The organism is Bradyrhizobium sp. sGM-13, from assembly GCF_018398875.1.
Taxonomy (GTDB): Bacteria; Pseudomonadota; Alphaproteobacteria; order Rhizobiales; family Xanthobacteraceae; genus Bradyrhizobium.
In genome coordinates this window covers 318771-341879 of sequence record NZ_JAGWDK010000001.1, presented here as the reverse complement: position 1 = coordinate 341879, position 23109 = coordinate 318771, and the positions used below count along the sequence as shown (strand labels likewise).

Annotated in this window: 20 protein-coding genes; 13 read left to right on the top strand and 7 right to left on the bottom strand. The window is 62.0% G+C overall.

The features are described 5' to 3' along the window. Nucleotides 1-385: 385 nt before the first annotated feature. Complete coding sequence (locus KJQ96_RS01620; RefSeq protein ID WP_028347356.1) at nucleotides 386-571, bottom strand: hypothetical protein; 186 nt, start codon at nucleotides 569-571, stop codon at nucleotides 386-388. A 114-nt stretch (nucleotides 572-685) separates the two neighbouring features. Beyond that, entirely contained in the window at nucleotides 686-1588 is a 903-nt protein-coding gene (locus KJQ96_RS01615; protein WP_213284948.1) for a LysR family transcriptional regulator, read from the bottom strand. Nucleotides 1589-1776: 188 nt separating this feature from the next. Between KJQ96_RS01615 and KJQ96_RS01610 the strand changes: the two genes are divergently transcribed. Together KJQ96_RS01610 and KJQ96_RS01605 are read left to right on the top strand one after the other, a co-directional pair. Further along, the gene (locus tag KJQ96_RS01610; protein WP_213284947.1) at nucleotides 1777-2601 is read left to right on the top strand and encodes a 3-hydroxybutyrate dehydrogenase; all 825 of its coding nucleotides are present in this window, start codon (nucleotides 1777-1779) and stop codon (nucleotides 2599-2601) included. 59 nt (nucleotides 2602-2660) lie between these two features. Then, nucleotides 2661-3824 (top strand): patatin-like phospholipase family protein, encoded by a 1164-nt coding sequence (locus KJQ96_RS01605; RefSeq protein WP_213284946.1) that lies wholly within the window; start codon nucleotides 2661-2663, stop codon nucleotides 3822-3824. Between the two features lie 6 nt (nucleotides 3825-3830). Here KJQ96_RS01605 and glgA read toward each other — a convergent pair whose 3' ends face one another. Next, on the bottom strand, nucleotides 3831-5258 hold the full coding sequence (gene glgA / locus KJQ96_RS01600) for a glycogen synthase GlgA (protein ID WP_213284945.1): 1428 nt from the start codon (nucleotides 5256-5258) through the stop codon (nucleotides 3831-3833). A 228-nt stretch (nucleotides 5259-5486) separates the two neighbouring features. On the opposite strand from glgA, the gene KJQ96_RS01595 reads away from it, so the two are divergent. The 8 genes from KJQ96_RS01595 to KJQ96_RS01560 all read left to right on the top strand — a co-directional run bounded on the left by KJQ96_RS01595 (nucleotide 5487) and on the right by KJQ96_RS01560 (nucleotide 14578). Next, the gene (locus KJQ96_RS01595) at nucleotides 5487-6662 is read left to right on the top strand and encodes a CaiB/BaiF CoA-transferase family protein (protein ID WP_213284944.1); all 1176 of its coding nucleotides are present in this window, start codon (nucleotides 5487-5489) and stop codon (nucleotides 6660-6662) included. Nucleotides 6663-6813: 151 nt separating this feature from the next. After that, nucleotides 6814-8355 (top strand): ABC transporter substrate-binding protein, encoded by a 1542-nt coding sequence (locus tag KJQ96_RS01590; protein WP_249733589.1) that lies wholly within the window; start codon nucleotides 6814-6816, stop codon nucleotides 8353-8355. A 6-nt stretch (nucleotides 8356-8361) separates the two neighbouring features. Then, nucleotides 8362-9312, top strand: a complete 951-nt coding sequence (locus KJQ96_RS01585) for an ABC transporter permease (RefSeq protein WP_213284943.1) — start codon at nucleotides 8362-8364, stop codon at nucleotides 9310-9312. Continuing rightward, the gene (locus tag KJQ96_RS01580; protein ID WP_213284942.1) at nucleotides 9299-10171 is read left to right on the top strand and encodes an ABC transporter permease; all 873 of its coding nucleotides are present in this window, start codon (nucleotides 9299-9301) and stop codon (nucleotides 10169-10171) included. The genes KJQ96_RS01585 and KJQ96_RS01580 overlap by 14 nt, the downstream gene beginning before the upstream one ends. Nucleotides 10172-10182: 11 nt before the next feature. Beyond that, a complete protein-coding gene (locus KJQ96_RS01575; protein ID WP_249733587.1) occupies nucleotides 10183-11163 on the top strand; it encodes an ABC transporter ATP-binding protein in 981 nt (326 codons plus the stop codon). Next, nucleotides 11160-12140 (top strand): ABC transporter ATP-binding protein, encoded by a 981-nt coding sequence (locus tag KJQ96_RS01570; protein WP_213284940.1) that lies wholly within the window; start codon nucleotides 11160-11162, stop codon nucleotides 12138-12140. Before KJQ96_RS01575 ends, KJQ96_RS01570 begins: the two co-directional genes overlap by 4 nt. A gap of 118 nt (nucleotides 12141-12258) precedes the next feature. Beyond that, on the top strand, nucleotides 12259-13329 hold the full coding sequence (locus KJQ96_RS01565) for an alcohol dehydrogenase (protein ID WP_213285119.1): 1071 nt from the start codon (nucleotides 12259-12261) through the stop codon (nucleotides 13327-13329). A gap of 166 nt (nucleotides 13330-13495) precedes the next feature. Further along, nucleotides 13496-14578: an isocitrate/isopropylmalate dehydrogenase family protein gene (locus tag KJQ96_RS01560; protein ID WP_213284939.1), complete on the top strand. Its 1083-nt coding sequence runs from the start codon at nucleotides 13496-13498 to the stop codon at nucleotides 14576-14578. Between the two features lie 164 nt (nucleotides 14579-14742). Here KJQ96_RS01560 and KJQ96_RS01555 read toward each other — a convergent pair whose 3' ends face one another. Continuing rightward, nucleotides 14743-15564: an enoyl-CoA hydratase gene (locus KJQ96_RS01555; protein ID WP_213284938.1), complete on the bottom strand. Its 822-nt coding sequence runs from the start codon at nucleotides 15562-15564 to the stop codon at nucleotides 14743-14745. A 392-nt stretch (nucleotides 15565-15956) separates the two neighbouring features. Continuing rightward, on the bottom strand, nucleotides 15957-16352 hold the full coding sequence (locus tag KJQ96_RS01550) for a helix-turn-helix domain-containing protein (RefSeq protein ID WP_028347342.1): 396 nt from the start codon (nucleotides 16350-16352) through the stop codon (nucleotides 15957-15959). An 899-nt stretch (nucleotides 16353-17251) separates the two neighbouring features. Here KJQ96_RS01550 and KJQ96_RS01545 point away from each other — a divergent pair. The 3 genes from KJQ96_RS01545 to KJQ96_RS01535 all read left to right on the top strand — a co-directional run bounded on the left by KJQ96_RS01545 (nucleotide 17252) and on the right by KJQ96_RS01535 (nucleotide 20166). Then, complete coding sequence (locus KJQ96_RS01545) at nucleotides 17252-18250, top strand: TRAP transporter substrate-binding protein (RefSeq protein ID WP_213284937.1); 999 nt, start codon at nucleotides 17252-17254, stop codon at nucleotides 18248-18250. A gap of 81 nt (nucleotides 18251-18331) precedes the next feature. Beyond that, complete coding sequence (locus KJQ96_RS01540) at nucleotides 18332-18847, top strand: TRAP transporter small permease (RefSeq protein WP_213284936.1); 516 nt, start codon at nucleotides 18332-18334, stop codon at nucleotides 18845-18847. Continuing rightward, nucleotides 18844-20166 (top strand): TRAP transporter large permease, encoded by a 1323-nt coding sequence (locus KJQ96_RS01535; RefSeq protein WP_213284935.1) that lies wholly within the window; start codon nucleotides 18844-18846, stop codon nucleotides 20164-20166. Before KJQ96_RS01540 ends, KJQ96_RS01535 begins: the two co-directional genes overlap by 4 nt. Here the strand turns inward: KJQ96_RS01535 and KJQ96_RS01530 are convergent, their stop codons facing one another. Further along, a complete protein-coding gene (locus tag KJQ96_RS01530) occupies nucleotides 20167-21672 on the bottom strand; it encodes a sensor histidine kinase (RefSeq protein ID WP_249733585.1) in 1506 nt (501 codons plus the stop codon). It abuts the gene before it with no gap. Between the two features lie 158 nt (nucleotides 21673-21830). Beyond that, a complete protein-coding gene (locus tag KJQ96_RS01525; protein ID WP_375293130.1) occupies nucleotides 21831-23105 on the bottom strand; it encodes a serine hydrolase domain-containing protein in 1275 nt (424 codons plus the stop codon). Nucleotides 23106-23109: the final 4 nt, after the last annotated feature.

The following is a 23109-nucleotide window of genomic DNA, read 5'->3' as shown; positions in this document are numbered from 1 at the left end:
CTCAGCTACAGAAATTCCGGGAAGGGGAAGCGGTTCCGAGAATTGCCTGAGGGGGCGCAAGCTCGCGCGAACAGGATCGCTGCCGCACAAGGCCGGTCCGACCGGATACAAAAGCGTTGGTACCGGAACCGGTGGAGAAACTTCGGGAAGAGAAATCTCCGAGAAAGAAAGATCTCGAAGAGACCCGGAACGTGATCGCACGTCGAAGGTTACGTAGCTAAGGAGCAAGTAATCTTCTTCATAGAAGATGAAATGCTCCGACGGCCCCGTCATTCTGCGATTTCAAATGGCGGGGTCGCTCTTTATCGAGCAGATATTCACCCTACCGAGCAGACATGCGCCACCGAGCATGCATGCGCCACGGTTCCACCGGGCAAGCACTGCATCAGCGGGGTGGTTGCATGCCTGGGGAAGTCAGCCAATTTCTGATTTCGACTGCCTTCCTCATTTGCAACGCTTTGCGCTTGGCGGCTTCCTTGTCATCGCCGGGCGGCAGCTTATCCGCTGTCTCCTGTAAATCCTCGGCGATCTGCTCCCAATCTTTGCGGTTCGGGCGCGGATGAGATTTCATCGGTCCCTCCAACTCCCAGCCAGATCTCTATATGGTGCGGCCGTCCTGGATTTTAAGGGGATCGTACTCAGCGCAATGCGGCCGAAAGCGAGGGAACCGATGCAGCCGGAGCTCTCAGGGAGTTCCATTCCTGTCGATGAATTGCTGCCAGTTGGTGCTGCGCAGCATCCGCATTACGGCGGATGCCACCGCAGTCCGTTCACGTCCGGCCACGCCGTAAAGTTTTACCGTTCGCCGCGCATCTAGCCCCTCGACGCTGGCGCGCTTTAGCGTCGGTGGGATCGACGCTGTATCGGGTACCACGGCGACGCCGATATCGGCCTCCAACAACTCGATCAGATCGCGCTCGGATGCGATCTCGTGGCTGCGATCGACATCGAGGCCGTGTTCGCGAAGCGAAGAGTTCACCCGCGCCGCATGTTCGCAGTAGTTCCGCGACAACAACTGTTCGGCGCGAAGATCGCCGAAGTCGAGTTTATCGCGCTCTTCCAGCGGATGCTTCCGGTTGATGACGAGCTGAAAGTTTTCGGTAAACAGCGGCCAGGTATCGAGCCGGTCCCACTCTTCGCTGATTTCGGCGGCAATGCCGAGTTCGGCTTCGCCCTTCTTGAGATATTCCGCGACTTCGCGGGCGTTGCCGCGCAAGAAGCGAAACTCCAGACGGTTGAACATCCGCTTGATCTGGTCGAGATGCGGAATCAATAGCGACAGATCGACCGAATGGGTCAGCGCGATCCGGAGCGCGCCGACTTCGCCGCTCTTGAAGGATGAGGCAAGTTCGCGCGCGCCGGTCGCCGCCTCATAGCATTGCTTGAGCAGCGGATGCATGCGCTGCCCGAGCTCGGTCAATTGCGCGGCCGGGCGCTCGCGGCGAAACAGATCGCCGCCGAGTTCGGCTTCGAGTTGCTTGATTGCCCGCGTCAGCGACGGCTGCGTGACGTTGCACTCGTCGGCGGCGCGCGTGAAGTTGAGCACGCGCGCGACCGCAAGGAAGTAGCGAACCTGATGCATCTCCATGGTCGTGCCCCGGTCTGTCGTGCAGGAAAGCTACCCGATGGCGCCCCCCGATGACTACCCAAACCGCCATAGCGCAGGCGTATGGTTTTGGAAGCCAAAGGGCATTTCCTTGAAGCCGTGCCAAGCGTGCAGATTGCGGCGGAAATGGTTTCGTTACGACGTTGACCAGCCACACGAAAGGGCGGCCCATGAATATTCAGCTCAAGACACAGGGGGCTTCGGCCTTGCGCCCACTGACAGGCAAGGTCTCGCTGGTCACGGGCTCGACCAGCGGTATCGGGCTCGGGATCGCCCGTGCGTTGGCCGAAGCCGGCTCGGCGGTGGTGCTGAACGGTTTCGGCCTCGCGGCCGAGATCGCCAAGACCCGCGATCAGCTTACCGCCGATTTCGGCGTCGAAGTCAGCTACTCCGCGGCCGATATGACGAGCCGGGAAGCAATCGCCGAGATGATCGCGACCACGGTCGCCAGTCACGGTCAGCTCGATATTCTGGTCAACAATGCCGGCATTCAACACGTCGCGCCGCTCGATCAGTTTCCGGTTGAGAAATGGGACGCGATCCTGTCGATCAATCTGTCATCGGCATTTCACACCATGCGGCTCGCATTGCCCACGATGCGCCAGAACAGGTTCGGCCGCATCATCAACGTTGCCTCGGCGCACGGCCTGGTCGCTTCGCCTTTCAAGGCGGCCTATGTTGCCGCCAAGCACGGCATCGTCGGCCTGACCAAGGTGGCGGCGCTGGAGACCGCGGAAGAGGGCATCACCTGCAACGCGATCTGCCCGGGTTACGTCTACACGCCGCTGGTCGAGGCGCAGATCGACGGCCAGGCCAGGGCGCACGGTATTTCCCGCGAGCAGGTCATCCATGACGTGTTGCTGGCGCAGCAACCGAACAAGCGTTTTGCCACTGTCGAAGAGCTCGGCGCGCTGACGGTGTTTCTTGCCAGCGACGCGGCGGCCTCGATCACCGGCATCGCGCTGCCGGTCGATGGCGGCTGGACCGCGCACTAGAGCCTTTTCGGTTCTGATTGAATCAGAGCCGAGCACGACAAAATCCGAGGGAGCGTGACATGAAGGACGTTCAGGATATCGGTTCTTCGCCGAACTTGCGATCGCGGGCCAGGTCGGATTCGGGTCAGATCGTCCTGGTGCTGCAGGGCGGCGGCGCACTTGGCTCTTATCAGGCCGGTGTCTATCAAGCGCTGCATCAGGCCGGAATCGAACCGGACTGGATCATCGGCACCTCGATCGGCGCGATCAATGCCGGCCTGATCGCCGGCAACGCGCCGCAGAACCGATTGTCGCGCCTTCGCGAATTCTGGAAGAAGATGGAACAGAGTCCGGTCTGGACCTTTCGCGACATCTTTCCAGGTTTCAACGAAAAGCTCTCCTACTGGTCGACCGTGACCAACGGCATTCCCGGCTTCTTTCGGCCCAACCCGTTGGCCCATGCCGGCGATTCCTATCCGCTCGGCGCCGACAATGCCGGCTACTACTCGACCGCGCCGCTGGAGCGAACCTTGAGCGAGCTGGTCGATTTTGAGCTGGTCAATCAATGCTCGCCACGCCTGACGGTCGGCGCCGCTCATGTCCGCACCAGCCAGATGCGCTATTTCGACAGCCGGGACTGCGAGCTTGGCATCAGGCACATCATGGCGTCGGGCGCGCTGCCGCCGGCATTCCCGGCGATCCGCATCGACGGCGAGCTTTACTGGGATGGTGGCATACTATCGAATACGCCGACGGAGGCTGTATTCGATGATAATCCGCGCCAGAACTCGTTGATCTTCGCCGTGCATCTTTGGAATCCGTCCGGCGCCGAGCCGACCACGATGGCGGAGGTGCTGAACCGGCACAAGGACGTGCAGTATTCAAGCCGGATCGCCAGTCACATCGCGCGACAGCAGCAGGCGCATCGCCTGCGCCACGTCATCAGCCAGCTCGCCGCGCGCCTGCCTGAGGCCGAGCGCAACAGCGAGGCGGTGAGGGAACTGACGGGCTATGGCTGCCCGACCCGGATGCATGTCGTGCGGCTGCTCGCTCCGCAGCTCAGCCGGGAGGACCACACCAAGGACATCGATTTCAGTCCGTCCGGCATCATGCAGCGCTGGGACGCCGGTTACCGCCATACCAAAGCAGTGCTTGAGAAGAAGCCCTGGCTCGGCGAGTTCGATCCGCTCTCCGGCGTCATCCTCCACGAGCAGACGGAGGTGATGCCGCAAGCGGCGGAGTAGATCGGATTACGCGGCGATCGAAGGCGCGACCGTCTTGTGGTAGAGCGCGTTGTAGCAGGCGGCCGAAAGATCCCAGCTAAACGATCGAGCCATTGCGTTGCGTCGCATCGTGTCGAGCCGGTCCTTGGCGCGGAAAGCTTCGAACGCCCGCCGCACGCCGCCGAGAAACGACTCCGGCGACGGCTTCGAGAACAGGAATCCGGTTTCACCGTCCTTGATGGTCTCCGCCAGCCCGCCGGTCTGGTGACCGATCGGCAGCGATCCGAACCGCTGCGCATACATCTGGCTCAGCCCGCACGGCTCGAACCGTGACGGCATCAGCGTGAAATCGCTGCCGGCAAACATCCGCCGCGCCTGTCCATCGTTGAAGCCGATGACGACACCGATCGCGTCCGGCCGGCGCAGATGTGCCTCGACCAGCGCCTTCTCGATGTGGGGTTCGCCGCTGCCGGTCACGACGATCTGGCCGCCGGCATCGATGATTTTGTCGGCGGCTGACAATACGAGGTCGACGCCCTTCTGGTGGACGAGCCGGGCGACAAGCGCAAAAATCGGCCCGCGTGACACCGCCAGGCCAAACTGCTTGCGGACATAGTTCGCGTTCGCCTGCTTGCCCTCCCAATCGCCGGCGCCAAAGGTCTGCGCCAATTGTGCGCAGGCGCGCGGATCCCAGCTTTCATCGATGCCGTTCAGGATGCCGGTCAGTTGATCGGCGTCCGAGCGGCGCTTCAGCAGGCCTTCGAGCCCGCAGCCGAGCTCGCGCGTCGTGATCTCCTTTGCGTAGGTCGCGCTGACGGTGGTCAGATGTGAGGCGTAGACGAGGCCGCCTTTCAGGAACGACACGTGATCGTAGAATTCGAGCCCGTCGATGTGGAAGGAGCTTTCAGGCGCCCCGATGCGGCGCAGCGAGTCTGCGGGAAAGAGTCCCTGATAGGCGAGGTTGTGGATGGTCAGGATCGAAGGAACTTTTGCGTCCTTCCAAGCCAGGTAGGCCGGCGTCAACGCAGCCTGCCAGTCATTGGCGTGAACCAGGTCCGCTGTCCAATTCTTGTCCACCTTGCCCAAGGCAAGTTCGGCGGCAGCGGATGCAAGCCGCCCGAAGCGGATGTCGTTGTCGGGCCAGTCGCGGCCGGACTCATCGCCATAGGGGTTGCCGGGCCGGTCATATAATTGCGGGCAGAGCAGGACGTAGACCGGCAGGCCGTCCTTAGTCGCGGCCCGCCCGACCGAGCAGGCCGGCATCTCCGCCAGCGGGTCACATTGTCCAACAATATCAATGTGGGTGAGTTGCTCGACGACGTCCCGGTAGCCGGGCAGCATGACCCTGACGTCGCTTCGTCGGCGAAGCGCCCGGGGCAGGGCGGCGGACACGGCGGCAAGCCCGCCCACCCGGACGAAATCATCCATTTCCGTAGTGATGAATAAGACTCTCAAAGGAATGCCCTCTACCAGCCTCTGATGAGAGGAAATGCAAGAAAGGGTCCAGTTTATTCCAAGGTCCAGTCTACTGACGACAATGCCGGGCCCTAGCTATCGGTTCCTGATGCGAAAGGCTTTCCTGCCGCGGCGGCGCCCATTAGGGTCACGCCGCGCCAACAACAAGTGCCGTTAGGCCCAAGGAGTTACACGAGAATGACGATAGCCGGTAACGAGCAGAGGAATATGACAGGCAGCTTCGCAGGCCTGCGCGTCCTCGATTTCTCAACCACGATTGCCGGGCCTCACTGCACGCGCATGCTAGCCGATATGGGCGCCGAGGTCATCAAGATTGAAACCGAGGAAGGCGAGACGATGCGGACCCGTCCGCCGGTGCGGAATAATTGTTCGACCGCCTTCGGCCAGCTCAATGTCGGCAAGAACAGTCTGGTGCTCGATCTGAAATCACCCAGGGGCGCCGAGGCCGTTCGCCGATTGGTCGCGACTGCAGACGTGCTGGTGGAGAATTTTCGCCCCGGCGTGATGCGGCGATTGAAGCTCGATTATGCCTCCCTGCACGGCCTCAATCCGAAACTGGTCTATTGCTCGATCTCCGGATATGGCCAGACCGGGCCATCGGCGGAGCTGCCTGCCTATGCGCCGGTGATTCACGCGGCATCAGGCTATGAGATGGCGCATCTGGCCTACCAGCCGGGACGAAGCCGGCCGGACTATTGCGGCATCTATCACGCCGACGTACTCACCGGAGTCTACGCATTCGGCGCGATCTCGGCGGCGCTGTATCAGCGCACGACAACCGGGCAGGGCCAGCATATCGACGTCTCGATGCTGGAATCCATGCTGAGCCTGACGTTGAACGAACTGCAATGGTCGCAATTCGAAGTGAAGCCGACGCAACGGCCGATGTTCGGCCCGATCGAAACCACGGACGGCTATGTGATGATGGCGATCGCCAGCGAGAAAACCTTCCAGAGCCTGATGCTGGTGATCGGTCATCCGGAATGGGTGAGCGATCCGCGCTTTGCCAAATATTCCGATCGGAGGGAAAACTGGACGAGCCTGATGGAAGGCGTGGAAGCATGGTCGCGCACCGTGACGACCGCGCAGTGCCTCACCGCGCTTAATGCGCATGGCGTTCCCTCATCGGCCTATCGCACGGTCTCCGAGGCGCTGCGCGATCCGCAGATTGCCCATCGCGGCGCATTGGCCGAAGTGGAGGACGGCGGCGGCACCTTCAAGGTCCTCAATTTGCCGTTCCGCATGTCGGGCGCCAACGTGTCGGCGGCGAAGCGCATGTCGACGCTCGGCGAGCACACGCGCGCCTACCTGAAGGAGACCGGTCTGTCGGAGGGTGAGATCGCATCCTTCGCCGGCAAGGCGCAGTTGGCCGAGCGCGCCTGACGGCAGCGCGTCGCGACGCAAGGGTGTCGATGCTGCGGCTTTTCATCCGCGGCTTGCAAACGCCCTTGCCCGTGACGGCGTTTCCGGACAATCTCCGATAGACATCGACGATCCGGAATACCGGACGAACGACATATCGGAGGGAATATCCATGAAAGCGGTGATCCGTTTGAGCGCGCTCGCGCGAATATTTCTTGTGGCGGGATTTGGCGTGGCGTTGTCAGCAATGCCGGCCAACGCGCAGAAAGCGGGCGGCAGCATCACCTTCGGCCTTGAGCTCGATATCCCCGGTTTCGATCCTCTGAAAGTCGGTGTGTTCGATACCTCGGCCGGAACTGCAGCAGCGGCGATTTTCGACACTCTAACGACTCTGGACGATAAGGGCGGTGTGCAACCGAAACTTGCGCTGTCCTGGACTCCTTCCGCGGACTTCAAGACTTGGACCTTCAAGCTGCGACCTGGCGTCAAATTCCACGACGGCACACCTTTCAACGCCCAAGCGGTCAAGGAAAATTTCGATCGGCAGAAAGATCCTGCCAACAAGTGCCGCTGTGCCTTTTACATCGCCTACGTCAACAACGTGCAGGCACCCGACGAGCTGACAGTGGTCTACAATCTGAACGACCCACAGGTGAACATGCCGGCACTTGTGAGCTTTGCTAGCGCCAACAATTCGGTGCAGTCGCCAACCGCGTGGAAGACTAAGGGCGATGACTACAACCGCAATCCCGTCGGCACCGGACCTTATATCCTGAAGTCATGGAGCGCGGGCGACCGCATGGTGCTTGAGAAAAATCCCGACTATTGGAACAAGGGCCGCCCCTATCTCGACCGCATCACGTTGAAGCCGCTGCCGGACGCGCAATCGCGGTTTGCCAGCCTGCAATCCGGCGAGGCCGATATCATCTGGGACGACGAATACGACGCCGACAACATCATGAAGGCGCAGAAGGATCCGAAGCTGACCGTGCACACCTATGTCGGGTCCGGCGCGCAGGTATACGCCTTCAACACCAAGGTCGCGCCGTTCGACGATGTGCGTGTCCGCCAGGCGCTGGTCATGGCGCTTGACCGCAAGAAGATGTCGCAGGCAATTACCAATGGTCTCGCAAGGCCTGCCAGCAACCCCTACGGCGACGGCTCCTGGGTCAAATGCAAGGACGATGGTGCGCTTCCCGAAGACCTTGAGAAGGCCAAGGCACTGATCAAGGACTACGGCAAGCCTGTCGATTTCAAGATGCTCGTCACCGCGACACCCCGTGGGCGCACCGTTGGCCAGGTGCTACAACAATTGTGGAAGCGGGCTGGTGCCAACATGGAGATCGAGCAGGTCGATCAGGCCACTATCCCGCCGCGTGCCTTCATGCGCCAGTTTCAACTGACGCCGTGGCGAATCATCGATCTCGCCGATCCTGACATCCAGATGTATGCCAACTTCCGTACCGGCAGCCCGGTGGCGCTCGCCAACTATTCCAATCCCGAACTCGACAAGTTGCTTGAGCAGGCGCGAACCACGGCCGACACGAACAAGCGCATCGAGGACTATTGCGCGATCAGCCGTATCATCAACAAGGAAGCGATCTGGTTTTGGACTTTCCAGAACACCTATTACGCGCTGTCGAGCGCTAAGCTTAAGGGCTTGCCAAAAATGTACAGCGGGGTGGTGGACGTCTCCGGCACCTGGCTGGAATAATCTTCCATGCTGCTGTTTGTGGCGCATAGGCTTCTGTACCTGATACCGGTCCTGATCGCCGTATCGCTGTTGACGTTCTTCATTGCGTCCCTGTTGCCGGGCGATCTCGCCTATACGATCCTCGGCGACCAGGCAACGCCGGAGAACGTCGCCGCGCTGCGCAAGGACATGGGACTCGATCAGCCGATCTATGTCCGTTACTTCGGCTGGCTCGGCAACATCGTGCAGGGTGATTTCGGCCGTTCGTTCCGCACCGGACAGACGGTGCTGCAGGCGGTCGCCGAGCGGCTGCCGGTCTCGCTCGAACTGATGTTGTTGGCACAACTCGGCGCGCTCGGAATCGGTGTTCCCTTAGCGATCATCTGCGCGGCGCGGAGCGGTGGACCGTTCGATCGCTTCATGACCGGCACTGCTTTCGGCATGTTGTCTGTGCCGACCTTCCTGTCGGCGATCCTGTTGATCTATTTCTTCGCGGTCGAACTGCGCTGGCTGCCGGCCACCGGCTATGTGCCGTTTGCCGAAGACCCGCTCGCCAACCTGCGCTTCCTCGTTTTACCGTCGCTGACGCTGGCACTGGCGGAATGGCCGAGCATCATGCGCGTGCTGCGTTCCGACATGATTGCGACCTTGCAGGAAGACTATATCGCGCTCGCCAAGGCAAAAGGCCTGACGCCGGCACGAATCCTCTTCGTGCATGCTCTCAAACCATCGTCGCTGACCTTGGTCACGATCACCGGCATCAATATCGGCCGGCTGATCGGCGGCGCTGTCATCGTTGAGACGATCTTTGCGCTTCCGGGCATTGGCCGGCTGCTGATCGGTGCGATTCTGACGCGTGACCTGATCATTCTGCAGGGGGTAGTGTTATTGGTCGGGGCGGGCTTCGTCATCATGAACTTCATCGTCGACATGCTCTACGCGGTTCTCGATCCCAGGATTCGCCATGGCCACGCTTGAACTCGATGTTGCCGAGGTTGCTGTAACCCAGCCTGCGCGCAAGGGCCGGCGGCGTGGCATGCTGTTCTGGGCGGCGATCGGCTGGATGACTTTCGTTTTCGCGATGGCAGTCTTTGCGCCTGCCCTGCCGCTGCCGAGCCCGACCGACATGGACATGCTTGAACGGCGGGCCCCGTTCTCTGCGGAACATTGGCTAGGGACCGACGGGCTCGGCCGCGACGAACTTTCGCGCTTGATCTACGGTGCGCGGATTTCGCTCGTGGTCGGTCTCTGCGCACCTGTAATTGGGCTCACCATCGGCGGCGCACTCGGCATGCTCGCGGGCTATTTCCGCGGCCGGTTCGAATCGATCGTTGTCGGCAGCATGGACGTGCTGCTGGCCTTTCCGCCACTTATCCTGGCGCTGGCCGTAACGGCCTATCTCGGGCAGTCGATTCTCAATCTCACTCTCATTCTCGGCTTCCTTGGCGTTCCCGCCTTCATGCGGGTGGCGCGCGCTGCGACGCTGACGTTGTCACGGCGCGAATTCGTTATCGCGGCGCAGGCACTGGGTGCCACGCATGCGCGCATCCTGTTGCGCGAACTGTTGCCGAACGTGATCCTGCCGCTGTTTGCCTTCTTCCTGCTCGGCGTTGCCATTACCATCGTCGTCGAGGGCTCGTTGTCATTCCTCGGCCTCGGCGTGCCGCCGCCGATCTCGAGCTGGGGCAGCATGATCGGGGAGGGGCGCGAGAGCCTCGACGTGGCCCCGCGGCTCGCGTTCCTGCCGGCGGCGGCGATGTTCCTTACCGTGCTTTCCTTCAATCTGGTCGGCGACACGCTGCGAGCGCTGACCGATCCACGACAGGGCGCGTTGTGAACGGGAATAACTTGCTTTCTGTCGAAGATGTCGTGGTCGACCTTCCGACCCCGCGCGGCAATCTGCGCGCGGTAGATCATGTCGGCCTCACCGTCGGCGCCGGGCGCACGCTCGGTATCGTCGGCGAATCCGGCTGCGGCAAGACGATGCTGTCGCGGGCCGTCCTGCAATTGTTGCCTAAGAAGGCAAAGCTCTCCGGCCGGGTGATGTTCGATGGGCAGGACCTGCTGCAGCTTCCGCCGGAGAAACTGCGCAAGCTGCGCGGCCGGTCGCTGGCGGTGGTATTTCAGGATCCGATGACCTCGCTCAACCCGGTGCTCACGATCGGGACCCAGTTGATCGAGACATTGCAGGAGCACCTCGAACTGGACGACGCCGCCGCCACCAGACGCAGCGTCGAGCTACTCGCGGCGGTCGGCATCCCGGCTCCCGAGCAGCGGCTGGCGCAGTATCCGCACCAGCTCTCCGGCGGGATGCGGCAGCGCGTGGCAATTGCGATCGCGCTGTCGTGCGAACCAAAACTCCTGATTGCCGACGAGCCGACCACCGCGCTCGACGTCACGATCCAGGCGCAGATCCTCGATCTCTTGGCGAGGGAGCAGCGTCGCCGCCATATGGCAATGATCATCATCACCCACGATCTCGGCGTCGTCGCTGGCCGCACCGACGAAGTTGCGGTGATGTATGCCGGCCGCGTGGTTGAGCGCGCGCCGACGCCTGCCTTGTTCAAGAAGATGCGGATGCCCTATACCGAGGCGCTCCTGGCGGCGCTCCCCAAACTCGACGCCGCGCCCCACACGCCGCTGCCGGCGATATCGGGGCGTCCGCCAGATCCGACGCGGCCACTGAAGGGATGCTCGTTCTCGCCGCGCTGTCGCTATGCGGTGGCCCGCTGCCAGAACGAGAAACCGGCGCTCGAGGCGACAGAGACGAAGGCCCATCAGTTCGCCTGCTTCCACCCGATAGAAGCCCACGCGGATGCCAACGCATGATGCCGCAATCCGCTCCATCGATTTCGTCTGACGCGTTGCTCGAAGTCGACAATCTCGTTGTCGAGTATCCTGTCGGTTCCAGGATCGTTCATGCCGTGTCCGGCGTCTCCTTGCAGATCGCCCGCGGCGAAACGCTGGGTCTGGTCGGCGAATCCGGTTGCGGAAAATCGACGCTCGGCCGCGCCGTCCTGCAACTGCGCCGACCAACCGCCGGGCGTGTGCTGTTCGATGGCCACGATCTCACGGCGATGCAAGGCGATGTGTTGCGGCTGATGCGCCGGCGCGTGCAGTTGATTTTCCAGGATCCGATCGCCTCGCTCAATCCGCGCCGCAAGATCGGCGATATCGTCGCCGAGCCGCTGGTGATCGCGGGTGTCAAGGATCCGGAGAGGCGCAGGCAGCTTGTCTACGAGGTGCTGAGCGCGGTCGGGCTTGACCCGACGCTCGTCGTCGGGCGGCTGCCGCATGAATTTTCCGGCGGCCAGTGCCAGCGCATCTGCATCGCGCGCGCGCTCATTCTCAATCCCGAGTTCATCGTATGTGACGAGCCGGTCTCCGCGCTCGATGTATCGATACGCGCCCAGATACTCAATCTGCTCGAGGAGATGAAGGCCCGGTTCGGGCTGACGTTGCTGTTCATTGCGCACGATCTCGCGGTGGTGAAAGCCGTGAGCGACCGCGTCGCGGTGATGTATCTGGGGCGTCTCTGCGAGGTTGGCCCCTCCGAGCAGCTCTTCGCCAGGCCGGCGCATCCCTATACCGCCCTCCTGATCGAAGCGATTCCGATGCCCGATCCGGATGTGCGCCCCGCCGAAACCGTGCCCGTGGGGGAGCCGCCGTCGCCGATCGCGCCGCCGTCCGGCTGCCGGTTTCGCACTCGCTGTCCCCGCGCAGATCAACGATGCAGCGACGAGATGCCGGAACTGCGCGCTGTGGCGCCGGGCCAGTTCGTGGCTTGCCATCACCCGCTGATCTGAATACCCGGGGAGCGCCGCCCGCGTTTGTCTCGATGGGACGGACGTGGCAATGTCGGTTCTCAAGAAGTATCTAGCGCCCAAGAAATGGTTCAAGAACAAGAATGACGGGAGAGAAGCGATGAAGAGTTTTCAAGTCGCCGAGTTCAACGCACCGCTGAAAGAGGTGGATCAGGAGACGCCGCAGCCCACGGGTACGCAGGTGCTGATCAAGGTGAAGGCCGCCGGCGTCTGCCACAGCGACCTCCATATCTGGGAAGGTGGTTACGATCTCGGCCATGGCCGCAAGCCGCTGTCGCTGAAGGACCGCGGCGTGTCGCTGCCGCGCACGATGGGCCACGAGACGGTCGGCGAGGTCGTAGCGTTCGGGCCCGACGTTACCGCTGCCGACAAAGGCGATCTCAAGGTCGGCGACGTAGCCCTGGTCTATCCTTGGCTCGGCTGCGGCAAATGCGCTACCTGCGTCGGCGGCGACGAGAACATGTGCATCGTCAAGCCGAACTCGCTCGGCGTGTATTGCGATGGCGGCTATGCCGATCACATGACAGTGCCGAACCCGAAATATCTGTTGAACCTGAAGGGACTCGATCCCGTCACCGCGGCGCCCTATGCCTGCTCTGGCGTCACCACCTATAGTGCGCTGAAAAAGGTCGAATTCGCCTTCAACTCGCCGATCGTCATCTTTGGCGCCGGCGGCCTCGGCCTGATGGCGCTGTCGCTGCTAAAGGCGATGGGCGGCAAGGGCGCCATCGTTGTCGACATCGATGCGCGCAAGCGCGAAGCGGCCGAGGCCGCCGGTGCGCTTGCAACCGTTGACGGCAAGGCGCCGGATGCGCTGGAGCAACTCGCGAAAAAGGCCGGCGAACCCATTCGCGCCGTGATCGACCTCGTCGGCAACGCGCAGACCACGCAGCTCGGCTTCGACTGCCTGACCAAGGGCGGCAAGCTCGTCATTGTCGGCCTGTTCGGCGGCGGTGCGACCTTTGCTTTGCCGCTGATCCCGATCAAGGCGATCACGATCCAGGGCAGCTATGTCGGCAACCTACGCGAGACCAAGGAATTGCTCGAACTGGTTCGAAACAAGATGATCGCGCCGATTCCGGTGACGACGCTGCCGCTCGCGAAAGCCAACGAAGCGCTCGCCGACTTGCAGAAGGGTAAGCTGGTCGGCCGCGCGGTGCTGACGCCGTAGCTTGTTGCCGTCGTCATTGCGAGGAGCCAACGGGTCGCGCGAATGCGCGCCCGATGACAGGCTCCGCGACGAAGCAATCAACCCATCCGTGATGCCGCGAGATGGATTGCTTCGCTTCGCTCGCAATGACGGGAATACCTCTGTCCGAACACTTTAAGGAACCCCCATGTCCGCGAATAACGCACTCCACATCGCCGTGCTCGGCGGCGATGGCATCGGCCCTGAAGTGATGGCGCCGGCGCTGGAAGTCCTGCGCAAGATCGAGGCGACGAGCGAGCTGAAGTTTCGCTTCACCGAAGCACCGGCCGGCGCCAACAATTATCTCGCGACCGGAAAATCCATGCCCGACAGCACCGTGCGGCTGTGCGAAGAGGCGGACGCTATCCTGCTCGGCGCCTGCGGCCTGCCGTCGGTGCGCTACCCCGACAACACCGAGATCGCGCCGCAGATCGAACTGCGCTTCCATTTCGATCTCTATGCCGGCGTGCGCCCGGCGCGGCTGATCCCGGGCGTGCCAAGCCCGATCGTCGGCGCCGATCAGCGCGGCATCGACCTCGTGCTGATCCGGGAATCGACCGAAGGCCTGTTCGCCTCGATGGGCAAGGGCGTCGTCACCGATGCGGAGGCGCGCGAGACGCTCGTCATCACCCGCAAGACCTCGGAGCGGCTGTTCGAATTCTCGTTCCGCCTCGCCGAGCGCCGCAAGGCGCGCGGGAAGGCAAATGGCGGCCTGACCTGCGTCGACAAGGCCAACGTGTTCAGGGCGTTCGCGTTCTTTCGCGAGATGTTCGATGAAGCCGCCAAGCGTCATCCCGGCGTGAAGTCCGACCGGCTCTATGTCGATGCCTGCTCGCTGATGATGGTAAAGCGTCCCTGGGATTTCGACGTCATGGTGACGGAGAACATGTTCGGCGACATTCTCTCCGACCTCGCCGCCGGCCTGATCGGTGGGCTAGGCATGGCGCCCTCGGCCGATATCGGCGACCGCTACGCCGTGTTCCAGCCGTGCCACGGCACCGCGCCCGACATCATGGGACAGGGTAAGGCCAATCCCACCGCGATGATCTTGTCGGCCGCGATGATGCTGGACTGGCTCGCCGACAAGCACGGGCTGGAAAGCGCCACTGAGGCCGCCGAACGCATCGAGCGCGCGGTCGACAAGGCCTATGAGGGCGGAATCAAGCCGATGGAGTTCGGCGGCAATAACGGCACGGCGGATATCACGAAGGCGGTGCTGGCTGCGTTGTAAGGCGGCCCCACCGGCATTGAGAGGAGCCAACGGGTCGCGCGAATGCGCGCCCGATGACAGGCTCCGCGACGAAGCAATCCATCTATCCCGAGCGGACAAGTGGATTGCTTCGCTTCGCTCGCAATGACGTGGATAGGATTTCGCTCATTCGCGCTTTGTGAGCGTCACTTCCCCTTGAACTGCGGCTTGCGCTTTTCCATGAAAGCCGTTCGGCCTTCGCGGAAATCCTCGCTATCCATGCAGGCGCGGCCGATCGCCTTGATCACCTCCATGTCGCGCTTGCTTTCGTCCTTCATCACCTCGGCGATGGTGATCTTGGCGGCCTTGATGGCGAGCGGCGCGTTGCCGGAGATGGTGCGCGCGATCTCCATGGTGGCGTCCCACAATTCTGCATCCGGCAGCACGCGGTCGACCAGTCCGATCCGCAACGCTTCCGCAGCCTCGATCCGCATGCCCGTGTACATGATGAGCCGCGCCCAGGATGGACCGACCAGCGAGACGAGGTGGCGCAGGCCATCATAGCCATAGGCGATGCCGAGCTTGGCGGCTGGAATGCCGAACTGGCTGTTGTCGGAGGCGATACGGATGTCCGTGAGCATCGCCACCTGCATGCCGCCGCCGAGGCAGAAGCCGCGGATGCAGGCAATCGTCGGCTTGGGGTAACTTGCGAGCAGCGCGCGTTGCGCCTCGCTCCGCTTGGAATATTCTTCCGACGCCGCCGCATTATGGCGGGTCTTTTCGAACTGACTGATGTCGGCTCCCGAGACAAAGGCCTTGTCGCCGGCGCCGACCAGGATCACGACGCGCACGTCGGCGTCGTCGCGCAGCTCCGTCAGCGCGTGGCCCAGGCCTTCCCACATTTCGAGCGACATCGCATTGCGCTTGTCGGGATTGTTGAAGGTAATGACGCCGACGCCGTCGCTGATGCTTTGCAGGATCTTGCCGTCGGCATAGGATATTTCGGCAGTTTTGGCGATGTCGAGCATCGGTTGCGGCTTTCACTCGTGAGGCTTGGTCCATTGTCGGACAAGCGTCGCGCCGAGGTCAATTGCCGCTTTTGCACGTACGACCAGCAGAAGGCGCCGGGCAAATGGAGTGAGGGTCGTCAGGTGAGTTTGTGAGGGCAGGAGCGGGCTCACGCGCATTGCGTGTGAGGGAGCATCGGGTGACGGTGATGCAGTCACGTTGTTGATGGTCGAACCTGCCGCGTCGGTTTTCGCTGCGGTGCGTCCCGGACTCCGCCATCCCCATCCTGATGGCGTCGCACGGGTATGGTCCCGGCCAGCTCAAGATTTGGCCCAGCGCAGCAACAGGCTACCCGGCGATTTCTCGCGCGAATGATCGGGTCCGCGGTGCTGCGATCCAGGCGCGATAATGCCTAGCCCTCGTTGGCGGCGATCGATTCCATCAAAGACACCAACTGACGCTGTACAGTCTGGTCCTTGATCTTGCTGTAGGCACGAAGCAGCCTCAGGCTGAACGCGCTGTCCAGGAAGAGCAGGCTCTCGACTTCCCGCGCCTTGCCGTCGCCGTCGTAGAAGAACGTCACCGGCACGTCGAGCGCGGTAGCGATTTGCTGAAGACGAGCAGCGCCGACACGATTGACGCCCTTCTCGTACTTCTGAACCTGCTGGAAGCTGACGCCGAGCTTGTCGCCAAGCTCCGCTTGCGAGATTTTCTGTTCCACACGCCGCAGGCGAATCCGCTTGCCCAATTCGATATCGGGTTTGCCGGCGCTGCGCTGTTTCATCTTTTTCGCTGCTGATCTGTTCATTCTGGTTTTACCGTCCTTCAATCGGGAAACCCTGGCAAAAGTAGGTCAGGGGTTCATCCATGTGTACCGCGTTAAGTCAGTCCGGTCCGTGAGTTGGTATAGGGAACCACGGAATTCCTGAGAGATTGCGGGATGGCAGCCAAACGCCTTTGCGTATTGGGAGCATCCTGATACCGGCGCCGCCAACTACCTAAAGCTGTCGGCGCCCGGGGCGCATTGGCAAAACCCCGCCCATTACATTTGGCAAAATATTCGATAAACCACAACCACCGCGAGTTCAATGGCCACAGATTTTGGCCCGCATGCTTACTGTGTCCCGATCAGTACCGGATTTCTACGGGGGGTGCGGGCCGACCGTGCAGTCGCTCGCAGCGCATCGGTGGTTGTTGCTAAGAGTTTCCGCGGACACTGATGCCTGACAAATTGCAGCAGAGTTCAGCTCCGCTTTCGGATCAGTCGTTCTGGGAAATAGCGGCAACCCGCGTGCTCACCGCGCTATCGGAATCCTGCAAATGGATCTGGCGCAGCGTCGTTCGAACGGGAACGCCTTGCGCGCGCGACGGGCCGGATCCGATATCGCGCAATATTTGCGGCGTGTCGGTTGCACTGTGCCGGCGGCACCCACGGATCGATCGATGTCGCGCGGCGACGCCCATACCGCGAAGCCGTGTCGGGCGCTTTACGGCTCTTGGCACTGAGGGACGCAAGGCTCGGCTCGAGCCGGGATTTGCCCAAAATGGCTGCAATCGCCGGCTTGGCCGTCTGCGGCTTATTGGCCTGGGGTACTACTTAAATTGGCTTCCACAGTCGCACCGTTTTGCATACGCTTTGCGGTAGTGGCCGCGTCGGCCAGGCCAAAGTCCCGCTTACAAGGGACGGGCGTTACTGGGGAGGAAGCTATGAAACGAAGAACCCTACTTGCGGGCCTTGGTGCGACGGCTGCTGCCGGCGTGCTGGGCATGCCATCGATCGTCAGGGCGCAGGCGCCCGTTAGCCTCAATGGGGCGGTGCAGTTCAATGACGATCACGCCTTCACCAAGGCGCTGACCAGGTTCGAAGAGCTGGTGAAGAAGTACTACGGCAAGCCGGTTAACTTCACGCTGCACAAGAACTCGTCGCTCGGTCTCGAGAAGCAGTATTTCGAGTACATGTCGCAGGGCAAGGCGGTCGATTACGGCATCGTCTCGCCGGCCCACATGTCGACCTTCGCCAAGGCGGCTCCCTTCATCGATGCACCCTTTGTGTTCAAAGGCATCGAGCACATGAATAAGGTGGTCGAAAAGAATATTCTGGCACCTGTGGCCGACGAAATCGCTGTTAAGGCGGAGGTCGTCCTGATCGGCTATGCGGGCGGCGGCATTCGCAACATCTTCGCCAACAAGCCGCTCAGGAACCTTGCCGATCTCAAAGGCCTCAAGGTGCGCGTGCAGGGCGCTCCGATCTGGTCGAAGACGTTTGCAGCCGTCGGCATGAGCCCGACGGTGATCGCCTACAACGAGGTCTACAACGCCATCCAGAACGGCGTGATCTCGGCGGGCGAAAACGAGGCGGCCGGCGTCGAGGCGATGAAGTTCTACGAAGTCGCCCCGCACCTCAATCTGACCCAGCACGCGGTATCGATCCGGCCGATCTGCTTCTCGGTGAAGACGTTGAAGACCCTGCCGAAGGACTTGCAGGACGCGATCATGAAGGCCGGCAAGGAAGCCGGCGATTATGGCCGTCAACTGGAGTCGAGCGAGGAGGTTGTCAAGCTCGATACGCTGGAAAAGGCCGGCAAGCTCAAGCGCGTTCCGTTCGAAGAGCGCGACGCCATGAAGAAGCTAGCCGATCCCGTGATGGCCACCTATGCCAAGGAAATCGGCGCCGAGGCCATCTTCGAGAAGATCAACGTCGCCTGATGATTGTCGCGCCGAGCGACGGGAAGTGGGGCAAGCCATGCGGCTTGCCCCATTCCGTGATCGTTACCTTCCGGAGCCATGATGACTGAAATGTCGATGCCGCCGAACCCGTCGCTATGGCGACGAGCGACGGCGGCCTATGCGAAACTACTCGAAATCCTGCTCGCCGCATGCGTCGGCAGTCTGGTCGTTCCGGTCACCCTGCAGGTCATCTCGCGCTATACGCCGTTTATACCGTCCTACATCTGGACCGAGGAGATGGCGCGTTTCCTGTTCATCTGGACCATCATGATCGGCGCCATGGTCGGAATCAGGGAGGCGCAGCATTTCGAGGTCGACGTCTGGCCCACCCTGTCGCGGCGAGCGGAAGCCGCGGTGTGTATCGTCGCGCGTCTCGGCGTGCTGGCGATGGCGCTGGTATTCGTGTGGGCTGGCCTGGAATTCACGCGGTTCGCCTGGAACCGAACGTCCGAACTGGCCGATCTACCCCTCTGGATGATTCATGTCGCATGGCCCGTGGCGGGTGTGACGTGGATCGTCTTTGCAGGCGAACAGATCGTCGACGAATTGAAAATTCTGGTCGGGGTGAGCCGATGAACGGTGGAAATGTACTCTCCGCCGGGGAGGCCGCACTGGTTCTGTTCGGTGTTTTCGTTGGCCTGCTCATCGTGCGCGTGCCGGTGGCGTTTGCGCTGGGTCTTGCCTGCGTACCGATCCTGCTGATCGAGCCCCGCCTCTCGATGATGTCGCTCGCGCAGGAGACCTTCAACGCCTACAACTCGTTCATCCTGCTCGCCGTGCCTTTCTTCCTCTTGACCGCCAACCTGATGGGCATCGGCGGCATCACCGACCGCCTGGTGGCGTTGTCGCGCTCGATGGTCGGGCATTGGCCGGGCTCGCTGGCGCAGATCAACGTGGTGCTGTCGGTGTTCTTTGCCGGTATTTCCGGCTCTTCCACTGCGGATGCCGCAAGTCAGTCCAAGATCTTCATCGATGCCCAGACCAAGGAAGGCTACGACCTCTCGTTCTCGATCGCCATCACGGCGGTATCGGCGGTGCTCGCCGTCATCATCCCGCCCTCGATCCTGATGATCGTCTGGGGCGGACTCATCTCGACCTCGATCGCAGCGATGTATCTGGCCGGCATCGTCCCCGGGCTGTTGATCGCGGGCGCCCAGATGGCGACGGTGCATGTCTACGCGGTGCGCCGCGGCTATCCGACCTACCCGAAATCGAGCTGGACCGACATCGGCTATGCCATCTGGCGATCGATACCGGCGCTGATGACACCGTTCATCATCGTCGGCGGTATCCTGCTCGGATGGTTCACCGCCACCGAATCCGCCTGCGTCGCCGTGCTCTATTCCGTGGTGCTGTCAGCGTTCTTTTACCGCGAAACCGGCCCGCGCGAACTCTACAAGGCGCTGCTCGATACCGGGCGCCTGGCAGGCGTCGCGCTGTTCTGCATCGGCACCGCGAGCGCGTTCGGCTGGCTGCTGGCCTATTACAAGATACCGCAGGAGCTCCTGGCCAACGTTTCGACCTGGGGCATGGGCGCGGTCGGGGCCGGCTTCTTCATTGCGTTCTGCTTCCTCGTTGTAGGTTGTTTCCTGGACGCCATTCCGGCGATCGTGATTGTCGGCACCGTGCTGGAGCCCTTAGCGAAGTCGGTCGACCTGCACCCCGTTCAGTTTGCGATCATCTCGATCGTGTCGTTGGCGTTCGGACTGGTGACGCCGCCCTATGGCCTGTGCCTGATGATCGCCTGCTCGATCGCCGGGGTGCGGCTGCGCTACGCACTGAAAGACACGGTGATCATGCTGATACCGATGCTGCTGGTACTGGCCGCCGTCATCGTCTGGCCGAGCGTCTCATTGTTTTTGCCACGCCTGATCGTGCCGGAGATGCTTAAATAGCTATTCTTCCCTGTCGAGTGCGCAGCTTACGGTGTAGACAACGCCGCGCGGCAGAAAGTCGACGGTTGCTTCGCCGCCGAGCTGGTCGCGTGCGCTGCGCTCGATCAGGCGCGAGCCGAAGCCGCGCTGCACCGGTGCCGTGACGGGCGGGCCGCCTGCCTCGGTCCAGATCAACCGCAACTTGCGCCCGTCGCTTTCTTCGAGGATCTCCCAATCCACCGCGACGGTTCCGGTATCGTTCGATAGCGCGCCGTATTTAGCGGCATTGGTTGCGATCTCGTGCACGATCATCGACAGCACCACGGCGAGCCGCGGCGACAGCGGGACCCGCGGTCCGAACATCCGCACCCGCTGTGGATTGTTGAGCAGGTAGGGCTGCAGCACCCGCGCAATCACTTCCCGCAGCTCCGCGCCCTGCCACTTCTCCTGGCTGAGCAAGTTATGCGCCTCTGCCAACGCGCCGAGCCTTCCCTCGAACTTCTCGCGCTCCGCCCGGCTCGCGCTGCGGAAGGTCTGGGTGGCGATCGACTGCAGGACTGCGAGCGTATTCTTGACGCGATGATTGAGCTCCTCGATCAGGAGATTGTGGAGCAACTCGCCGCGGGCGATCTGGGTTGCCATCCGCACCGCGAAGGCGAGCCCGACCATCAGCAGCACGGCGCCAACTACGCTGGTGATTGCGAGGTTGCGCCAGAGCGGCGCGACCAACGAGCTTTCGGCGATGCCGGCGGCAACCGTCCAGCCGGTTAGCGAGGAGCGGGCAAAGCTCGTAATCAGCGGTACGCCCTCGAGCGATACCGTCGGCAGGGTGGCTTCCGGATTGTTGAACATCTGCGTATAGAGCGAAGGCGATGCACGCTTGCCGATGGTCTCCTGCGGATTCGGCACGCGCGCGAAATTGATACCTTCGCCATCGAAGATGGAGATCGTCCAATCCTTGCTCGGCCGCTGCTGCTCGATCATGGCCTGAAAAATTTCGATCGGCGGACTGAACGAGATGTCGTAAAGTACCTCGCCATCGTGGATAACGGGCACCTCGACCGTCACGATCAACCGTTTCTTGACCGCCCCAAAGAACAGGTTGGAATAGACCGGCTTCTTTTCCGCAAAGACCTTCTCGACCAGGCCGAGATTGTTGCGCAACGGCAGGCTTGCCGTATCCGGCGTGAGCGAGGAGAACACCTGGCGGCCTTCGCGGTCCGCCACCAGCACGACGCCGCCTTCGCCATACTGGTCAAGAAAACCTTGGCAGATGCGACGGAAACCCTCGAAATCCCCGTCGCGCACTGCGTTTGTCAGTGACAACACCTGGAGTGCGCCGGTGATCCGCTGCATCTCCGAGTCGAGCACGAGGCGAATGCTGCGAACCGTTTCAAGGACCCGTTGCGTCGCGTTCTGTCGGTCCTGCTTGTAATGGTTGAAAACGATGCCGGCCGCGAAAACAATCAACGGCAGCGTGGTTCCCGCGACCAGAAGGACAAGACGCACTGGCAGTGAAAGTTTCAACGCAAGCCCCGGATCGGCGCCCAATCGGGGGCAAGCATAGGAGAAGCCGCCGAATTTCGCCAAGAATAATAAGAGGATAAGGTAAGATATTCAGCCGACTGGAGAAGCGGCCGGGTTCCGCCGTGTGGCCCGGCCGCCAACCTCAGAGATTGCCGACCTCAGAGGTTACTGTCTGTGATCGCGGCATAGACCATGGTGCGCAGCTCGCGCCGCAAGGGATAGGCGCTCGACGGCAGCACCTGAGTCATGAAGATCGTGATCAGTTCTTCCGCCGGGTCGATGAAGAACGACGTCGTCGCCGCGCCGCCCCAGTTGAACTCGCCGGGACTGCCCGCAATCAGCGTCTGTGCCGGGTTCATGGTGACGGCGAAGCCGAGTCCGAAGCCGATGCCGTTATAGGCCGCTTCCGAGAACAGCGAGCGCGACATCGCCGGCAAGTCGACCCCGCCGGGCAGATGGTTCGACGTCATCAGCTTCAGCGTCTTCGGACCTAACAATCTGATACCGCCGAGCTCGCCGCCATTGAGCAGCGCCCGGCAGAAGGTGAGGTAGTCGGCCGTGGTCGAGCACAAGCCGCCGCCGCCGGAGATGAAGGAGGGCGGCGACAGGAATGAACTCGTCGCCGGGTCGTCCTGCAGCGTCAGCGTGCCCTTGCGCTCTGCGGCGAGCGGATTGAAGCCGCCCTGCGGGTCGGCCGAATAACACGCCGCGAACCGATGCGCCTTGTCCTTGGGCACGAAGAAGTCTGTGTCCTTCATCCCGAGCGGATCGAGGATGCGCTCCTTCAGAAACTGCTCGAACGGCTTGCCGCTGATCAAACCAATGAGATAGCCGATCACGTCGGTGGCGACGGAGTAATTCCAGGCCTCGCCCGGCGAAAATTCCAGCGGAATTTTTGCGAGGTCGTCGATCATGCCTTGCAGCGTGCCGGCCTTGATGACTTCGCCGATCTTGTTCTCGCGATAGGCCGCATCGACGTTGCTGCGTTGTTGGAAGCCGTATGTCAGGCCGGAGGTGTGCCGCAATAGATCCACGATCAGCATCGGCCGCGACGGCGGTCGGGTCAGGAAGGCCGGGTGCGTGCCGGCCACGAACACGCCGAGGTTCTTCCATGCCGGAATGTATTTGTGCACGGGCTCGTCGAGCGCGACGCGGCCTTCCTCGACCAGCATCATGAAGGCGACGGAGGTGAGCGGCTTGGTCATCGAATAGATGCGGAAGATGGTGTCGTCCTTGACCGGCACCTTGCGCTCGAGATCGGCAAAGCCCTGCACGGACGAATGGACGATCTTGCCGCGGCGATAGATCAGGAGCTGCGTCCCCGGGAAGCGGCCAGCATCGATGTAGCGCTGCTTCAGATGATTTTCGAGGCGATCGAGGGCCGACTTGGACATTCCGGCGGATTCGGGCGAGGCGGGGGCTAACATCGGCATCTCC